Here is a 13363-nt window from a genome sequence, read left to right on the forward strand (position 1 = left end):
TGTTCCTTCTTGTTTAGTCTGCGGTCCAGCCGCCGTCCACCACCAGGCTGCTGCCGGTCATCAGGGCCGACGCCTCTGACGCCAGGAACACAACCGCGCCCATCAGGTCTTCCACCTGGCCGATGCGGCCGAGCTTGATCTTTTCCAGCACGCTGGCCTTGAAGGCGGCGTCTTCGAAAAAGGGTTTGGTGAGCGGGGTTTCAATGAATGTCGGGGCGATGGTGTTGGACCGGATATTGTATTTCGCGAGATCAAGCGCGAATGATTTGTTCATGCCCTCGAGCGCCCATTTGGAGGCGCAATAGAGCGAACGGTTCGGCCCGCCCACATGACCCATCTGCGAGCCCATATGGATCAGCGACCCTGAAATCTGTTCATCGATCATGCGCCGGACCGCCCCCTGGGCGACAAAGAAGGCGCTTTTGACATTAAGGTCGAGGACCGCGTCATAATCCTCTTCGCTGACCTCTGTCATCGGCTTGGGCCGGTTGGTGCCCACATTGTTGACCAGGATATGAAAGGCGGGACGGTGGTCAAAAAACCATTTTACCGCGTCCAGGTCGGAAACATCGAGCACAGCGGCTTCGGCCGCATTGCCGGCCTCGCAGATGGCTGCCGCGGCGTCCCCGGTTTCCGCTGCGGAGCGGGCCACCAAAGTGACAGCGGCTCCGGCGTCAGCCAGCGCCACCGCTGCGGCAAATCCGATTCCCTTGCTGGCGCCGGTGACCAGCGCCCGTTTGCCGTCCAGGCGAAAGCCCGGATTTTTGGGCAAATCCGCCATCAGCTTGCTTCTGCCTTTCCGGCATAGGGTACATTGCGGCCACCATAGCGGCGCACGCGGATGTTGGCCTGCTCGCCATGACCGGCAAAGCCTTCCAGGGCGCAGAGCCGGGAGCAATATTCCCCGACCATGGCCGAGGCCTCGTCCGTGACCACCTTCTGGTAGGTGCAGGTCTTGATGAATTTGCCGACCCACAGGCCGCCGGTGTAGCGGGCCGCTTTTTTGGTGGGCAGGGTATGGTTGGTGCCGATCACCTTGTCGCCGTAGCTCACATTGGTGCGCGGGCCCAGGAACAGGGCGCCATAGTTGGTCATGTTATTGAGGAAATAATCGGGGTCTCTGGTCATCACCTGTACATGCTCCGAAGCAATCTCGTCCGCAATTTGTACCATTTCCTCATCAGAGTCGGCAACGATGACTTCCCCGAACGTCTCCCAGGCCTGGCGGGCGATGGCTGCGGTCGGCAGCACTTCGAGCAGGCGGTCGATCTCTTTCATGGTCTCGCGCGCCAGCGCTTCAGACGTGGTCAGCAGCACACCCGGGCTGTCCGGACCATGCTCCACCTGGCCGAGGAGGTCGGTGGCGCACAGTTCGCCGTCGACGCTGTCGTCGGCAATCACCAGGGTTTCGGTGGGGCCGGCAAACAGGTCGATGCCGACCCGTCCGAACAACTGCCGCTTGGCTTCGGCGACAAAGGCGTTGCCCGGACCGACCAGCATATCCACCGGATCGATGGTCTGGGTGCCGAGCGCCATGGCGCCTACCGCCTGGATGCCACCGAGGGCATAGATTTCATCGGCGCCGGCCAAGGCCTGGGCGGCGACAATGGCCGGGGCCGGTTTGCCCTGGAACGGCGGGGCGCAGGTGACAATGCGCGGCACGCCGGCCACCTTGGCGGTCAGCACGGACATATGGGCCGAGGCGAGCAGCGGGTATTTGCCGCCCGGCACGTAACAGCCGGCGGCATTGACCGGAATATTCTTGTGGCCGAGGATCACGCCGGGCAGGGTTTCCACCTCCACATCCTTCAGTGCCTCTTTCTGGATCTGGGCGAAGTTGCGTACCTGGGTCTGGGCGAATTCGATGTCCTTCAGGTCCTGTTCGGAAAGGGTATCGATGCAGTCCTGGATTTCCTGCTTGGTCAGCAGGTAGCTGTCCCGGTCCCAGTAATCGAATTTGACGGACAGTTCGCGGACGGCTTCGTCACCGCGCTTTTCAATATCGGCAAGGGTACTCTCGACAACGTCCCGCACCTTGCGGTCGGTTTCGGCCCGAACTTCTACCGTTGCACCCCGTTTAAGCCATTGTGCCATGCTGGCTGCTCCTTCTGTTACTGGTAAAGCGGCAGCACACGCGATTCCTGGCGGTGGCCCTGCCGTTCCAAAATTGATAAGATCATGGCTCCAAACTACGGCCAGCCACCAGGGAGATCAAATTCAAAACATGGATAGGTGAAATCCATCTGATGCTTTTGACTAGCGGGGGTATAATGGTCCTAAATAGGCTGTCAAATTTATGCATAAATACAAGGGAATGAGTAATGAAACTGGCAACATTGGCTGACGGCGGCCGGGACGGCACATTGGTTGTGGTCTCCCGCGGCGGCACTACCTTTGCACCGGCCAAAGGCATTGCAGCAACGCTGCAGGACGCGATTGAAAACTGGGCAGAGGCTGAAGGCCGGCTCCAGGAACTTTCCGCCCGGGTGGAACAGGGCTCGGCAGACGGCCAGGAGGTGCTGGATGTCAAGCGCCTTGCCGCCCCCCTGCCGCGGGCCTGGCAGTGGCTCGATGGCTCTGCCTATCCCAGCCATGGTGAACTGATGGACCAGGTGATCGGGGTTGAGGTGGATTCCGGCGGCCATCCGCTGATGTACCAGGGTGTGTCCAACACCTTCTACGGACCGCGGGAGGAGGTGCCCTTCCTCCGGGAAAGCGACGGCATCGATTTCGAGGGCGAGTTCGGCATGATTGTCGACGAAGTGCCGGCGGGGAGGTCCCCGGAAGACTGCATGGGGCATATCAAATTACTGGTGCAGATTAACGACTGGTCGTTGCGGGCGCTTGCGGGGCGGGAAATGAAAACCGGCTTCGGCTGGATCCAGGCCAAGCCGCCGTGTGGTATGGCACCCTTCGCCATTACGCCTGATGAGCTGAGCGACTATTGGAAAAACGGCCGCATCACCCTGGACCTGGCGGTGGACTGGAACGATAAGCGGTTCGGCAAGGCCAACGGCGATGCCATGGACTTCGGTTTCCATGAACTGGTCGCCCATGCCGCCTACAGCCGCACCCTCTGTGCCGGTACGGTGATCGGTTCCGGTACCGTGTCCAATGCCAACTTCCGGGAAGTGGGCTCCTCCTGCATTGCCGAGCGCCGTGGCATCGAAATCGTCGATGAGGGCGAGCCCAGGACCGATTTCATGAAATTCGGCGATACTGTGCGCATGGCGGCTGTGACCAAAGATGATGACGCGCCCTTCGGCGTCCTGGAGCAGAAGGTGATCAAGGCATGACAAAGGAAACCAAAGGATCCGTGCGCCGGGTCGTCACCGGTCATAATGCAGACGGCAAGGCCATCTTTCGTGGTGACGATAATTTCGACCCTATTGTGGTGCCCAGCGGCGACGCCGCCATGGCTCTGATCTGGACCACGGCGACGGTGCCGGCCGACAATAATGACGAGACCGACGGCCGCGAACGCGAGGCGGGCACGACGCTGACCGGCGGCTCGGTCATTCGCACCGTGGATATGTTCCCGGGTGAGGAATCGCCCATGCACCGGACCAATTCCGTGGACTATGGCATTGTCCTGTCCGGCGAGGTGGAGCTGGAACTGGACAGCGGCGAAGTCAAACGCCTCGGCCCCGGCGATATCATTGTCCAGCGCGGCACCATGCATCTGTGGCGTAACCCCAGCCAGACGGAAACCTGCCGCATCGCTTTTATCCTGATTGAGGCCTCAGCGGCCAAAGTGGGTGGTGAGGAACTGCCCGAGGTTCACCCCTGACGTCCGGTCAGGCGCGCCGGGTGAAGGCCTGGCGGAAGTCTGACGGTTTCTGCCCGGTATTTTCCCGGAAGAATTTGGAGAAATGGGCGGGGTCGGCAAACCCCAGGTCATAGCCGATTTCGGCGATACTGAGAGAGGTATAGATCAACAGTCTTTTGGCTTCGAGCAGGCCACGTTCTGTGGTCAGCTCCGACGCCGGCACCTCTAACAACTGCCGGCAGATTCGGCTCAGGTGGGTGGCGGTGATACCCAGTTCGTCCGCATAGCGGCTGACCGGCCAGCGCTGGCGAAAATTTTCCTCGATCAAGGTCTGGAACCTGCGCAGCAGCAGCTGTTTCTGGCTGGCGGCGTCCCGCTTTTGCTCTGCGCTGTCAGGATTGAGCCGGAAAATTTCCGCCACCAGCAGGGTAACGAGGCTGCGCAGCACCAGCCGCCGGGCCGGGGTGCTGGCGGCATGCTCGCCGGCAATGGTTTTGAAAATACTGGCAAAACTGTTTGCCGTTTCCCGGTTTGGCAGCTGGATCAGCCGGGTTTCCGCCAGATAGTCGGGCAGACGGGGTTCTTCCTCCAGGATCCGGTCTACATAGGGCGTGGGAATGGTCAGCACCCAGCCTTCGGTATCAGGCAAAAATTCAAAACCATGCACCGCCATGGGCGGCATCACGATCAGGGTGCCGTCCAGCAGGGGATGTTGCATTTCTTCCATGACGGCGCGTCCCCCGCCTTTTTCAATCAAAAACAACTGGTGCAGATTATGATGCCGGTGGGGACGGAACTTCCAGCCATAACTGAGACTGCGGGCCCGGATCGACTCTATATGCAGATAGTCCGGGAACAGGTCCTGCCTCTGTTCCCCGTAGAGGACAAAATTGGGGATCGTCTCCATCTCGGTCTCGCTGTTGCTGATCATGTTCGATATATACAATTTTTAGTCATCCCTGTCCATTCCAGCGATGGCTGGTATTGCCTATTATATGGATCGTTCAATGAAACAGCGGGCACCCAGTAAGGTGCACTCCCCGCATCTGCATATCAGGGAAGGCATAAGCATGAAAACTCAGGTTGGAATTATCGGCGCCGGTCCTTCCGGCCTTATTTTGTCCCAGCTCCTGCATCTGCAGGGCATCGAGAGCGTGGTCCTGGAACGCAAGACCCTGGACTATGTGTTGACCCGGATTCGCGCCGGTGTGCTGGAACAGGGCTGTGTGGACCTTCTCCATGAGGCCGAGGTTCATCAGCGGATGGACAAGGAAGGCTTTCCCCATGACGGGTTCGAAATCGCCTTCCGTGGCGCGACCCATAGGGTTGACCTCAAGGGCCTGACCGGCGGCACCGGCGTGATGGTTTACGGCCAGACCGAAATCACCCGCGACCTGATCGAGGCCCGCAAGGCGGCCGGCGGCACCATCATCGAGGAAGCGGAAGTTACCGGTGTTGAAGGGGCGGAAACCGACAATCCTGTCATCCACTATAAAAAGGACGGCCGGGACTATACCCTGACCTGTGATTTTGTCGCCGGCTGCGACGGCTATCACGGCGCCAGCCGCAAGTCCATCCCGGCCAACCTGCTGAAGACATTCGAGAAGGTTTACCCCTTCGGCTGGCTCGGCATCATGTCCGAGACCAGACCGGCCTCCGACGAATTGATCTATACCCGGCACGAACGCGGTTTCGCCCTGTGCAGCATGCGCCATGAAAAACTGAGCCGCCACTATATCCAGTGTTCGCTCGACGACAAGGTCGAGGACTGGTCTGATGATCGTTTCTGGGACGAGCTCAAACGCCGCCTGCCGGAGAATGTCGCTGACACTCTGGAAACCGGCCCATCCATTGAAAAGAGCATTGCCCCGTTGCGCAGTTTTGTTTGTGAAACCATGCGCCACGGCCGGTTGTTCCTGGCCGGGGATGCGGCCCATATCGTGCCGCCGACCGGCGCCAAGGGCCTGAACCTGGCGGCTTCTGATATCTATTTCCTGTCCCGCGGTCTGATCGATTTCTACAAGAACGGCAGCATGGCCGGTCTTGATGCCTATGCCGGCAAGGCGCTGCGCCGGGTGTGGATGGCGGAGCGTTTCTCCTGGTGGATGACGTCGCTTTTGCACAACTTCCCGGAGACCGGCGGCTTCGGCAGCCGCATGCAGGATGCGGAACTTGATTATCTGTTCGGCTCCCAGGCGGCGATGACGTCACTGGCGGAAAACTATGTTGGTCTTCCTTATGAGTAAGTAGGGCCTATGAGTAAGGCTTACTCCCTTAAGCCAGCCTCCCTTAAGTAGACTGCGGTTCCCGGGACCCTCCCCCCGGGGGCCGCGTTTCTTTTTGCGGTTCTTCCAGGGCCAGGCGGCGGATGATGTCCACCAGTTTTTGCTGGGCAAAGGTGGGATGCCAGTCCTCGCGGGTAAACAGCATGATCGGACGCTCGGTTTCCTCCCGGTTGGCCAGGTGCCGCGACAACAGAAGCCCGGTCTGCAACTCGTACCTTGCCTGGGCATCGGACAGCAGCATCAGCCGGTCATCATCCATCAGCATCACCCGGGAGGCACTCAAGCTGTTGCATTCCACAATGTCGTCGGGCGGATTGAGGCCCTCCTCCTCGAACATGGCGTCGAAATGCTGGCGGAGCGGGGAATCAATGCGCGGGGCGACCCAGGGATATTTCCTCAGCTGGTCGACGGTCAGGTCCGGGACCTGGGCCAGGGGGTGTTCCGGGCGCATCAGTAGCGACAGCGGGTCGTCGAACAGGTGAGTCTGGACCACGCCCTGTGCGGTCAGATCCCGGCGGGCGGCCCCGATCAGGAAATCGATAGCACCGCGTTTCAGGTCATGCAGCAGGGTTTCGAACGGTCCCTCCACAATGGAGACCCGATAGCCCCGGTTCTCCCGGCAAAACAGGCTGATGGCTTGGGGGGCAAGATGGCTGCGGGCCAGCGGCATGGCACCGACGGTGATATTTCCGGTGCCGGTGCCCTGCAGGGTGGCAATTTCCGAGCGGGCCTGGTCCAGTTCCGAGAAGGCAAGTTGTACCTTCCCGGCAAAGCGGGCGGCGATCTTGGTCGGGCGCACCCCGAAGCTGGTCTGTTCAAAAAATGTCTGGCCAACCACACGTTCCAGGTCCCGGGCCGCCCGGTGGATGGTGGGCACGGCAATGCCGGTGGCGCGGGCGCCGGCGGAGAAGCTGCTGTATTCGGTAATGGCGATCAGCGCCTGAAGCTGGGAGGAGGTTATGGTGCGCTCTACCCGGACCCGCTCCTTGCGGTCAAGCCCCGGCAGTTCACTGATCGCTTCGGACAGTAGTTCGAAGACTCGTCGCACGCGTTTTTTCAGAATTTCGCCACTGTCGGTGAGAAAGGTTCCGTTCCTTTGGCGAAGGCAGAGGTCGGCATCGAAATATTTCTCCAGATTACTTAAACCTTGGGTTACGGCAGGTTGCGACAAACCGATCTCGTCTGCCGTTGCCGTCAGGGTTTTTCCTTCCGCCAGGAATCCGAAGGCCCTTATATGGCGCAGGTTTGGAATCGATTTCGCCGGCTTTTTCGGTAACTCTTTCATTCCGTCTTTATTTTGCTCATCAAAACTCGTCAGATACACATACCTTTAGCATTTTTTTATGGATAAATACAATTATCTATTGGCTATCCGTGACCGGAGGTGAGAGACTCCGGCCATTCCAATCATATTTTATAGATAGAGGGTTCTATGGGAGTCGTTGTCACAAACATCAAACGCACCGAGAAATCGGTTGTTGAGGCCTTCCAGAAAGGAAAATACGGTGTCGCCACCGTGCATGAGGCACAGGGCCGCAAGGGGCTGCTGGCGCCGAATATCAATCCCATTTACCGGGGCGCCTATATCGCCGGTACGGCGGTAACCATCAGTGCGCCGCCGTGCGACAACTGGATGATCCATGTGGCGGTGGAACAGTGCCAGCCGGGCGACATCCTGGTGTTGGCGCCGACGTCCTTTTCCGACGCCGGCTATTTCGGCGACCTGCTGGCCACCAGCCTCAAGGCGCGCGGCGTGCTGGGTCTGGTGATCGATGCCGGGGTGCGCGATACCAAGGACCTTGAAGAGATGGGCTTCCCGGTGTGGTCCAAATGCATTTTCTCCCAGGGTACGGTCAAGGAAACACTCGGCAGCGTCAATGTGCCGGTGGTCTGTGCCGGCGCCCATATCAATCCGGGCGACCTGATCATTGCCGACGATGACGGCGTTGTTGTGGTCGAGCGCGCTGAAGCGGCTGATGTGCTGGAGAAATCCCGCAAGCGTGAAGCCAATGAAGAGGAAAAGCGCGAGAAACTGGCGGCCGGCGTGCTGGGGCTCGACATTTACAACATGCGCCCGCGCCTGGAAGAAAAGGGTCTGAAATATATCGACCAGGAAGACTATCTCAAAGAGCGAGGATAAGTCCGATGCTGACCGCTATTCCGGCCACTTTGATGCGCGGCGGGACATCGAAGGGCCTTTATTTCGACAGGAAAGACCTGCCCGCTGACGAGGAAACCCGCAACCGGGTATTGCTCGCCGCGATGGGATCTCCCGACGTGCGCCAGATTGACGGGGTGGGCGGCGCCCATCCGCTGACCAGCAAGGTGGCGGTGATCTCCGCTTCGGCGCGCGAGGATGCCGATGTGGACTATCTGTTCCTGCAGGTGGTGGTCGACAAGGCGGAAGTGAGCGACAGCCAGAACTGCGGCAATATCCTCGCCGGGGTCGGTCCCTGGGCCATTGAAAACGGATTTGTAGACGCGCAGGACGGTACCACACCGGTGCGCATTCACATGGTCAATACCGGCAGTATCGCGGTGGCTCATGTGCCAACGCCCGGTGGCCAGGTGGAATATGAAGGGACTGCCCGTATTGACGGTGTGCCGGGGACGGCGGCGGCGATCCCGATGGATTTCCTCGATGTGGCCGGCTCCTCCTGTGGCGCGCTGTTGCCGACCGGCAATATCGTCGACGAGGTGCAGGGAGTCGAACTGACCTGCATTGACAACGGCATGCCGGTGGTGTTGCTCAAAGCGTCTGATTTCGGCCTCAGCGGTTTGGAACGGCCGGAAGAGCTGGAAGCCAATGCGGAACTGAAGGAGCGGATCGAAAGCATCCGGCTCGAGATCGGCCCGAAAATGAACCTGGGTGATGTGAAATCCAAGACGGTGCCGAAGATGACCCTGATTTCCCCGCCGCAAAATGGCGGCGTGGTCTCTACCCGCAGCTTCATTCCGCACCGGGTCCACGAAGCCATCGGCGTGTTGGGCGCGGTCAGCGTCGCCACCGGCTGTGTTTTGCCGGGCTCCGTGGCGGACGGGATTGCCGAACTGCCGGCGTCGTCTGACGGGGCGCAGCGGCTCGAGGTGGAGCATCCGACCGGATTTTTCACTGTCGATATGGATGTGGAGGTCAATGACGGCCAAGTGGACGTCAAACGCTCCGCCCTGTTGCGCACCGCCCGCAAGCTGATGCGCGGCGAGGTCTATATTCCGGGTAAGGTGTGGAGCGGACAATGAGCGAGATTGATAAAATCTGCCTGCTCGGCTTCGGCGAAGTGGGCCAGACCCTGGCCGAGGACCTGCTGGAGGCGGGCGGTGTCACCCTCAGCGCCTGGGACATTAAGTTTGATGACGCTGACAGCATTCCGAGCTGCGGCCTGAAACAGTTCGCTGTCACCGGCGGCATGAGTGCCGTGGATGCCGTGCTGGGTGCGGACCTGGTGATCTCTGCGGTCACGGCGGCGGAAACCGTCAATGCCGCCCGGTCGGTGGCGGCGGGAATTGAACCCGGCACCTGGTATGTGGATATGAACAGCGCGTCACCCGGCATGAAGCGGGAAGCGGCGAAACTGATCAATGACGCCGGGGGAAAGTATGTGGAGGCGGCGGTGATGTCGCCGATCGGTCCCAAGCGGATTGCCACCAGTATCCTGCTCGGCGGTCCCCATGCGGCCCTGTTCGAGCCGCTGGCCCGGGACCTGGGCTTTGCCGGCATGCGGCTGTTTTCCGACGAATACGGCAAGGCGTCGGCGGCAAAAATGTGCCGCAGCGTCGTGGTCAAGGGGGTCGAGGCGATCCTCACCGAATCCCTGTTGTCGGCCCGGCATTACGGGGTCGAGGACACGGTGGTGACGTCGCTCAATGACCTGTTCCCGGGCCCGGACTGGCAGAAACTGTCCCGCTATATGATTTCCCGGTCGCTGGAGCACGGCAAGCGCCGGGCAGAGGAAATGCGCGAAGTGGCGCGCACAGTTGAGGAGGCGGGCATTGTTCCGCTGATGAGTACGGCAAGCGCCGAAAGACATGACTGGGCGGCCCTCAGGAAGGACGCCCTCAAGGAAGAAGACCTGGCGGACATGCTTGACGCCATAATGAAAATAGATTTGCAGTGAGGAGAAACTGCCATGCTGATTATTGATTGCCACGGTCACCAGACCATTGTGCCCCAGGCCCATCTCGACTATCGCGAGGCCCAGTTGGCCGCCTTTAAGGATTCCCGCCTGCCCAAGCCGCTGCAGCCGGAGATGAGCGATGATGAAATCCGTGAGGGTATTGAAGCCAACCAGCTGAAACTGGTCAAGGAGCGCGGCGCCGACCTCACCCTGTTCAGCCCGCGGGCCAGCCGGATGGAGCCCCATGTGGGCGATCCGGAGATTTCCAGGGACTGGTCCATCGCCTGTAACAATCTGATCCACCGGGTGACCCAGCTGTTCCCCGATACCTTCATCGGCGTGTGCCAGCTGCCGCAGTTCCCGGGCGCACCGCTGGACAACTGTATTGCCGAGTTGGAGCGTTGTGTCACCGAGCTGGATTTCGTCGGCTGCAACCTGAATCCGGACCCGTCCGGCGGCCACTGGACGGCGCCGCCGCTGACCGACCGTTACTGGTACCCCATGTATGAGAAAATGGTGGAACTGGGCGTGCCGGCCATGGTCCATGTGTCCGGGTCCTGCAACCCCACCTTCCACGCCACCGGGTCCTATTATATTGCCGCCGACACCAACGCCTTCATGCAGTTCCTGCAGGGTAACCTGTTCAAGGACTTCCCGGACCTGAAATTCGTCATTCCGCATGGCGGCGGCGCCGTGCCCTATCACTGGGGTCGCTACCGGGGCCTGGCCGACATGCTGAAACAGCCGCCGCTGGACGAACATGTGATGAAAAACATCTATTTCGATACCTGCGTCTATCACCAGCCGGGCATCGACCTGCTGTTCGACGTGATCGATATCGACAACATCATGTTCGGCTCTGAAATGGTCGGCGCCGTGCGCGGCATCGATCCGCAGACCGGTAACTATTTCGACGATACCAAACGGTATCTGGACAACCTGAATCTCAGCGATGAAGACCGCTACAAGGTATTCGAGGGCAATGCCCGCCGGGTTTACCCGCGTCTCGATGCGCTGCTGAAAAAGAGAGGCAAATGAGTAAATTTGAGAAGACGCCGGGCTGGCTGGACTGGTTCCAGAATCCGACCAAGCCGAAGTTTACCCCGCCGCCGGGGGCGGTCGACGCCCATTGCCATGTGTTCGGGCCGGGTGACGAATTCCCCTTCGCGCCGGAGCGGAAATATACCCCTTGCGATGCCTCCAAGGACCAGCTGTTTGCCCTGCGCGACCATCTCGGCTTCTCCCGCAATGTGATCGTGCAGGCGACCTGCCACGGCGCCGACAACCGGGCCCTGGTGGATGCCATCGCCCATTCCGGCGGCAAGGCTAAAGGCGTGGCCTCAGTCAAGCCTTCCGTTACCGACGAGGAACTGCTGGCGCTGAAGGAAGCCGGAGTGATGGGGGTACGCTTCAATTTCGTAAAGCGCCTGGTCGATGCCCTGCCGCGGGAACCGCTGATGGAAATTGCCGAGCGCATCAAGCCGCTGGGCTGGCACATTGTCATTTATTTCGAGGCCCAGGAGCTGCTGGAACTCTATGACTTTTTCGCCTCCCTGCCGACCACGGTGGTGGTGGACCATATGGGACGCCCCGATGTCACCAAGCCGGTGGACGGGCCCGAATTCGAGCTGTTTTTGAAGCTGATGCGCGAGAACGAGAATTTCTGGTCCAAGGTGTCCTGCCCGGAACGGCTGTCTGTGGAAGGCCCGCCGCATTACAGCGATGTGGTGCCCTTTGCCCGCCGCGTGGTGGAGGAATTCCCGGACCGCGTCCTGTGGGGCACCGACTGGCCCCATCCGAACCTGAAAACACATATGCCCGATGATGCATGGCTTGTGGATGTGATTCCGCATATTGCCCCGACTGAAGAGCTGCAGCAGAAGCTGCTGGTCGACAACCCCATGCGACTTTACTGGCCTGAGGAGATGTAACCATGGCACTTGATAAACCCTATGAAGACGTTCCGGGGACCACGATTTTTGATTCAGACCAGGCCCGCAAAGGCTATCACCTGAACCAGTTCTGCATGTCCCTGATGAAAGCTGAGAACCGCGACCGGTTCAAGGCTGACGAGCGGGCCTATCTTGATGAATGGCCCATGACCGAGGAACAGAAACAGGCGGTTCTCGACCGCGACTATAACCGGGCGCTTGCCCTTGGCGGCAATATCTATTTCCTGGCCAAGATTTTTTCCACTGACGGTCTCAGCTTCCAGTATGCGGCGGCGACCATGACCGGCATGACCCAGGAGGAATATGCTGACATGATGTTGCATGGCGGCCGCAGTCCGGAAGGAAATCGTTACAAAGAGGAGAAGAAATAATGGCACGCATTACAGCAGGTGTCGGAAGTTCACACGTCCCCCTGATCGGTCGTGCGATCGATACGGGCAATACCCAGGATGAGTACTGGAAGCCGCTGTTTGACGGCTATGAGTTCACCAAGAAATGGGAAGAGCAGGAAAAGCCCGATGTGGTCATTCTGGTCTATAACGACCATGCGTCCGCCTTCGATCTGAAGATGATCCCGACCTTTGCCATCGGCACCGGCGAGCGCTTCAAGCCGGCTGACGAGGGCTTTGGCCCGCGCCCGGTGCCGGATGTGATCGGCGCCCCGGACCTGGCCTGGCATATCGCCCAGTCCGTGATCCAGCAGGATTTCGACCTCACCATCGTCAATGAAATGGATGTGGACCACGGCCTGACCGTGCCGCTGTCGCTGATGTTCGGCCAGCCCGAGGAATGGCCGTGCAAGGTGATCCCGCTGGCGGTCAATGTGGTGGTCTATCCGGTGCCGAACGGCAAGCGTTGCTATAACCTGGGCAAGGCGATCCGCAATGCGGTGGAAAGCTTTGACGAGGATCTGAACGTGCAGATCTGGGGCACCGGCGGCATGAGCCACCAGCTCCAGGGTCCGCGCGCCGGCCTGATCAACAAGGAATGGGACCTCAGCTTCCTCAACCGCCTGGCAGACAAGCCGGAGGAGCTCACCGAGATTCCCCATGTGGAATATATCCGCGAAGCCGGTTCCGAAGGCATTGAACTGGTGATGTGGCTGATCATGCGCGGGGCGCTCACCGACAAGGTCAAGGAGCTGCACAAGCATTATCATGTGCCGGCCTCCAATACGGCGGTGGGACATATTGTGCTGGAAAGCCAGTTTGACTAATCAGAATTACTCAAGACAACCAAATT

At 59.8% G+C, this 13363-nt stretch carries 14 protein-coding genes; 10 read left to right on the forward strand and 4 right to left on the reverse strand.

Annotated features, from left to right (window positions below; all coding sequences use genetic code 11):
• Positions 1–13 precede the first annotated feature (13 nt).
• Together FIV46_RS12525 and hisD are read right to left on the reverse strand one after the other, a co-directional pair.
• Positions 14–781 carry an SDR family NAD(P)-dependent oxidoreductase gene (locus FIV46_RS12525; protein WP_139941272.1) on the reverse strand — a complete coding sequence of 256 codons (768 nt, stop codon included), beginning with the start codon at positions 779–781 and terminating at the stop codon, positions 14–16.
• On the reverse strand, positions 781–2094 hold the full coding sequence (hisD, locus tag FIV46_RS12530; protein ID WP_139941273.1) for a histidinol dehydrogenase: 1314 nt from the start codon (positions 2092–2094) through the stop codon (positions 781–783). The genes FIV46_RS12525 and hisD overlap by 1 nt, the downstream gene beginning before the upstream one ends.
• A 227-nt stretch (positions 2095–2321) precedes the next feature.
• On the opposite strand from hisD, the gene FIV46_RS12535 reads away from it, so the two are divergent.
• Both FIV46_RS12535 and FIV46_RS12540 read left to right on the forward strand, forming a co-directional pair.
• Positions 2322–3296 (forward strand): fumarylacetoacetate hydrolase family protein, encoded by a 975-nt coding sequence (locus FIV46_RS12535; protein WP_139941274.1) that lies wholly within the window; start codon positions 2322–2324, stop codon positions 3294–3296.
• Positions 3293–3790: a cupin domain-containing protein gene (locus FIV46_RS12540; RefSeq protein WP_139941275.1), complete on the forward strand. Its 498-nt coding sequence runs from the start codon at positions 3293–3295 to the stop codon at positions 3788–3790. The genes FIV46_RS12535 and FIV46_RS12540 overlap by 4 nt, the downstream gene beginning before the upstream one ends.
• A gap of 7 nt (positions 3791–3797) precedes the next feature.
• Here FIV46_RS12540 and FIV46_RS12545 read toward each other — a convergent pair whose 3' ends face one another.
• Positions 3798–4715 carry a helix-turn-helix domain-containing protein gene (locus FIV46_RS12545; RefSeq protein ID WP_139941276.1) on the reverse strand — a complete coding sequence of 306 codons (918 nt, stop codon included), beginning with the start codon at positions 4713–4715 and terminating at the stop codon, positions 3798–3800.
• A gap of 124 nt (positions 4716–4839) precedes the next feature.
• Here FIV46_RS12545 and pobA point away from each other — a divergent pair, with 124 nt between their 5' ends.
• Positions 4840–6015 (forward strand): 4-hydroxybenzoate 3-monooxygenase, encoded by a 1176-nt coding sequence (gene pobA / locus FIV46_RS12550; protein WP_139941277.1) that lies wholly within the window; start codon positions 4840–4842, stop codon positions 6013–6015.
• Between the two features lie 43 nt (positions 6016–6058).
• On the opposite strand, the gene FIV46_RS12555 is transcribed toward pobA, so the two are convergent.
• Positions 6059–7339 carry a LysR family transcriptional regulator gene (locus tag FIV46_RS12555; protein WP_139941278.1) on the reverse strand — a complete coding sequence of 427 codons (1281 nt, stop codon included), beginning with the start codon at positions 7337–7339 and terminating at the stop codon, positions 6059–6061.
• Positions 7340–7486: 147 nt separating this feature from the next.
• Between FIV46_RS12555 and FIV46_RS12560 the strand changes: the two genes are divergently transcribed.
• The 7 genes from FIV46_RS12560 to FIV46_RS12590 are packed head-to-tail and all read left to right on the forward strand — an operon-like array spanning position 7487 to position 13337.
• The gene (locus FIV46_RS12560) at positions 7487–8194 is read left to right on the forward strand and encodes a 4-carboxy-4-hydroxy-2-oxoadipate aldolase/oxaloacetate decarboxylase (protein ID WP_139941279.1); all 708 of its coding nucleotides are present in this window, start codon (positions 7487–7489) and stop codon (positions 8192–8194) included.
• Between the two features lie 5 nt (positions 8195–8199).
• Positions 8200–9294, forward strand: coding sequence for a 4-oxalomesaconate tautomerase (locus FIV46_RS12565; RefSeq protein ID WP_139941280.1), 1095 nt, complete (start codon positions 8200–8202; stop codon positions 9292–9294).
• Positions 9291–10169 (forward strand): DUF1932 domain-containing protein, encoded by an 879-nt coding sequence (locus FIV46_RS12570; RefSeq protein WP_139941281.1) that lies wholly within the window; start codon positions 9291–9293, stop codon positions 10167–10169. The genes FIV46_RS12565 and FIV46_RS12570 overlap by 4 nt, the downstream gene beginning before the upstream one ends.
• A 15-nt stretch (positions 10170–10184) precedes the next feature.
• The gene (locus FIV46_RS12575) at positions 10185–11207 is read left to right on the forward strand and encodes an amidohydrolase family protein (RefSeq protein WP_181163242.1); all 1023 of its coding nucleotides are present in this window, start codon (positions 10185–10187) and stop codon (positions 11205–11207) included.
• On the forward strand, positions 11204–12100 hold the full coding sequence (locus FIV46_RS12580; RefSeq protein WP_139941283.1) for an amidohydrolase family protein: 897 nt from the start codon (positions 11204–11206) through the stop codon (positions 12098–12100). Before FIV46_RS12575 ends, FIV46_RS12580 begins: the two co-directional genes overlap by 4 nt.
• 2 nt (positions 12101–12102) lie before the next feature.
• Entirely contained in the window at positions 12103–12492 is a 390-nt protein-coding gene (ligA, locus tag FIV46_RS12585) for a protocatechuate 4,5-dioxygenase subunit alpha (protein WP_139941284.1), read from the forward strand.
• The gene (locus tag FIV46_RS12590; protein ID WP_139941285.1) at positions 12492–13337 is read left to right on the forward strand and encodes a class III extradiol dioxygenase subunit beta; all 846 of its coding nucleotides are present in this window, start codon (positions 12492–12494) and stop codon (positions 13335–13337) included. The genes ligA and FIV46_RS12590 overlap by 1 nt, the downstream gene beginning before the upstream one ends.
• Positions 13338–13363: the final 26 nt, after the last annotated feature.

The organism is Emcibacter nanhaiensis (assembly GCF_006385175.1).
Classification (GTDB): domain Bacteria; phylum Pseudomonadota; class Alphaproteobacteria; order Sphingomonadales; family Emcibacteraceae; genus Emcibacter; species Emcibacter nanhaiensis.

Coding starts and splice junctions, on each gene's coding strand:
- FIV46_RS12525 (WP_139941272.1), bottom strand. CDS start 781: ATGGCGGATTTGCCCAAAAATCCGGGCTTTCGCCTGGACGGCAAACGG.
- hisD (WP_139941273.1), bottom strand. CDS start 2,094: ATGGCACAATGGCTTAAACGGGGTGCAACGGTAGAAGTTCGGGCCGAA.
- FIV46_RS12580 (WP_139941283.1), top strand. CDS start 11,204: ATGAGTAAATTTGAGAAGACGCCGGGCTGGCTGGACTGGTTCCAGAAT.
- FIV46_RS12590 (WP_139941285.1), top strand. CDS start 12,492: ATGGCACGCATTACAGCAGGTGTCGGAAGTTCACACGTCCCCCTGATC.
- ligA (WP_139941284.1), top strand. CDS start 12,103: ATGGCACTTGATAAACCCTATGAAGACGTTCCGGGGACCACGATTTTT.
- FIV46_RS12540 (WP_139941275.1), top strand. CDS start 3,293: ATGACAAAGGAAACCAAAGGATCCGTGCGCCGGGTCGTCACCGGTCAT.
- pobA (WP_139941277.1), top strand. CDS start 4,840: ATGAAAACTCAGGTTGGAATTATCGGCGCCGGTCCTTCCGGCCTTATT.
- FIV46_RS12535 (WP_139941274.1), top strand. CDS start 2,322: ATGAAACTGGCAACATTGGCTGACGGCGGCCGGGACGGCACATTGGTT.
- FIV46_RS12560 (WP_139941279.1), top strand. CDS start 7,487: ATGGGAGTCGTTGTCACAAACATCAAACGCACCGAGAAATCGGTTGTT.
- FIV46_RS12570 (WP_139941281.1), top strand. CDS start 9,291: ATGAGCGAGATTGATAAAATCTGCCTGCTCGGCTTCGGCGAAGTGGGC.
- FIV46_RS12555 (WP_139941278.1), bottom strand. CDS start 7,339: ATGAAAGAGTTACCGAAAAAGCCGGCGAAATCGATTCCAAACCTGCGC.
- FIV46_RS12565 (WP_139941280.1), top strand. CDS start 8,200: ATGCTGACCGCTATTCCGGCCACTTTGATGCGCGGCGGGACATCGAAG.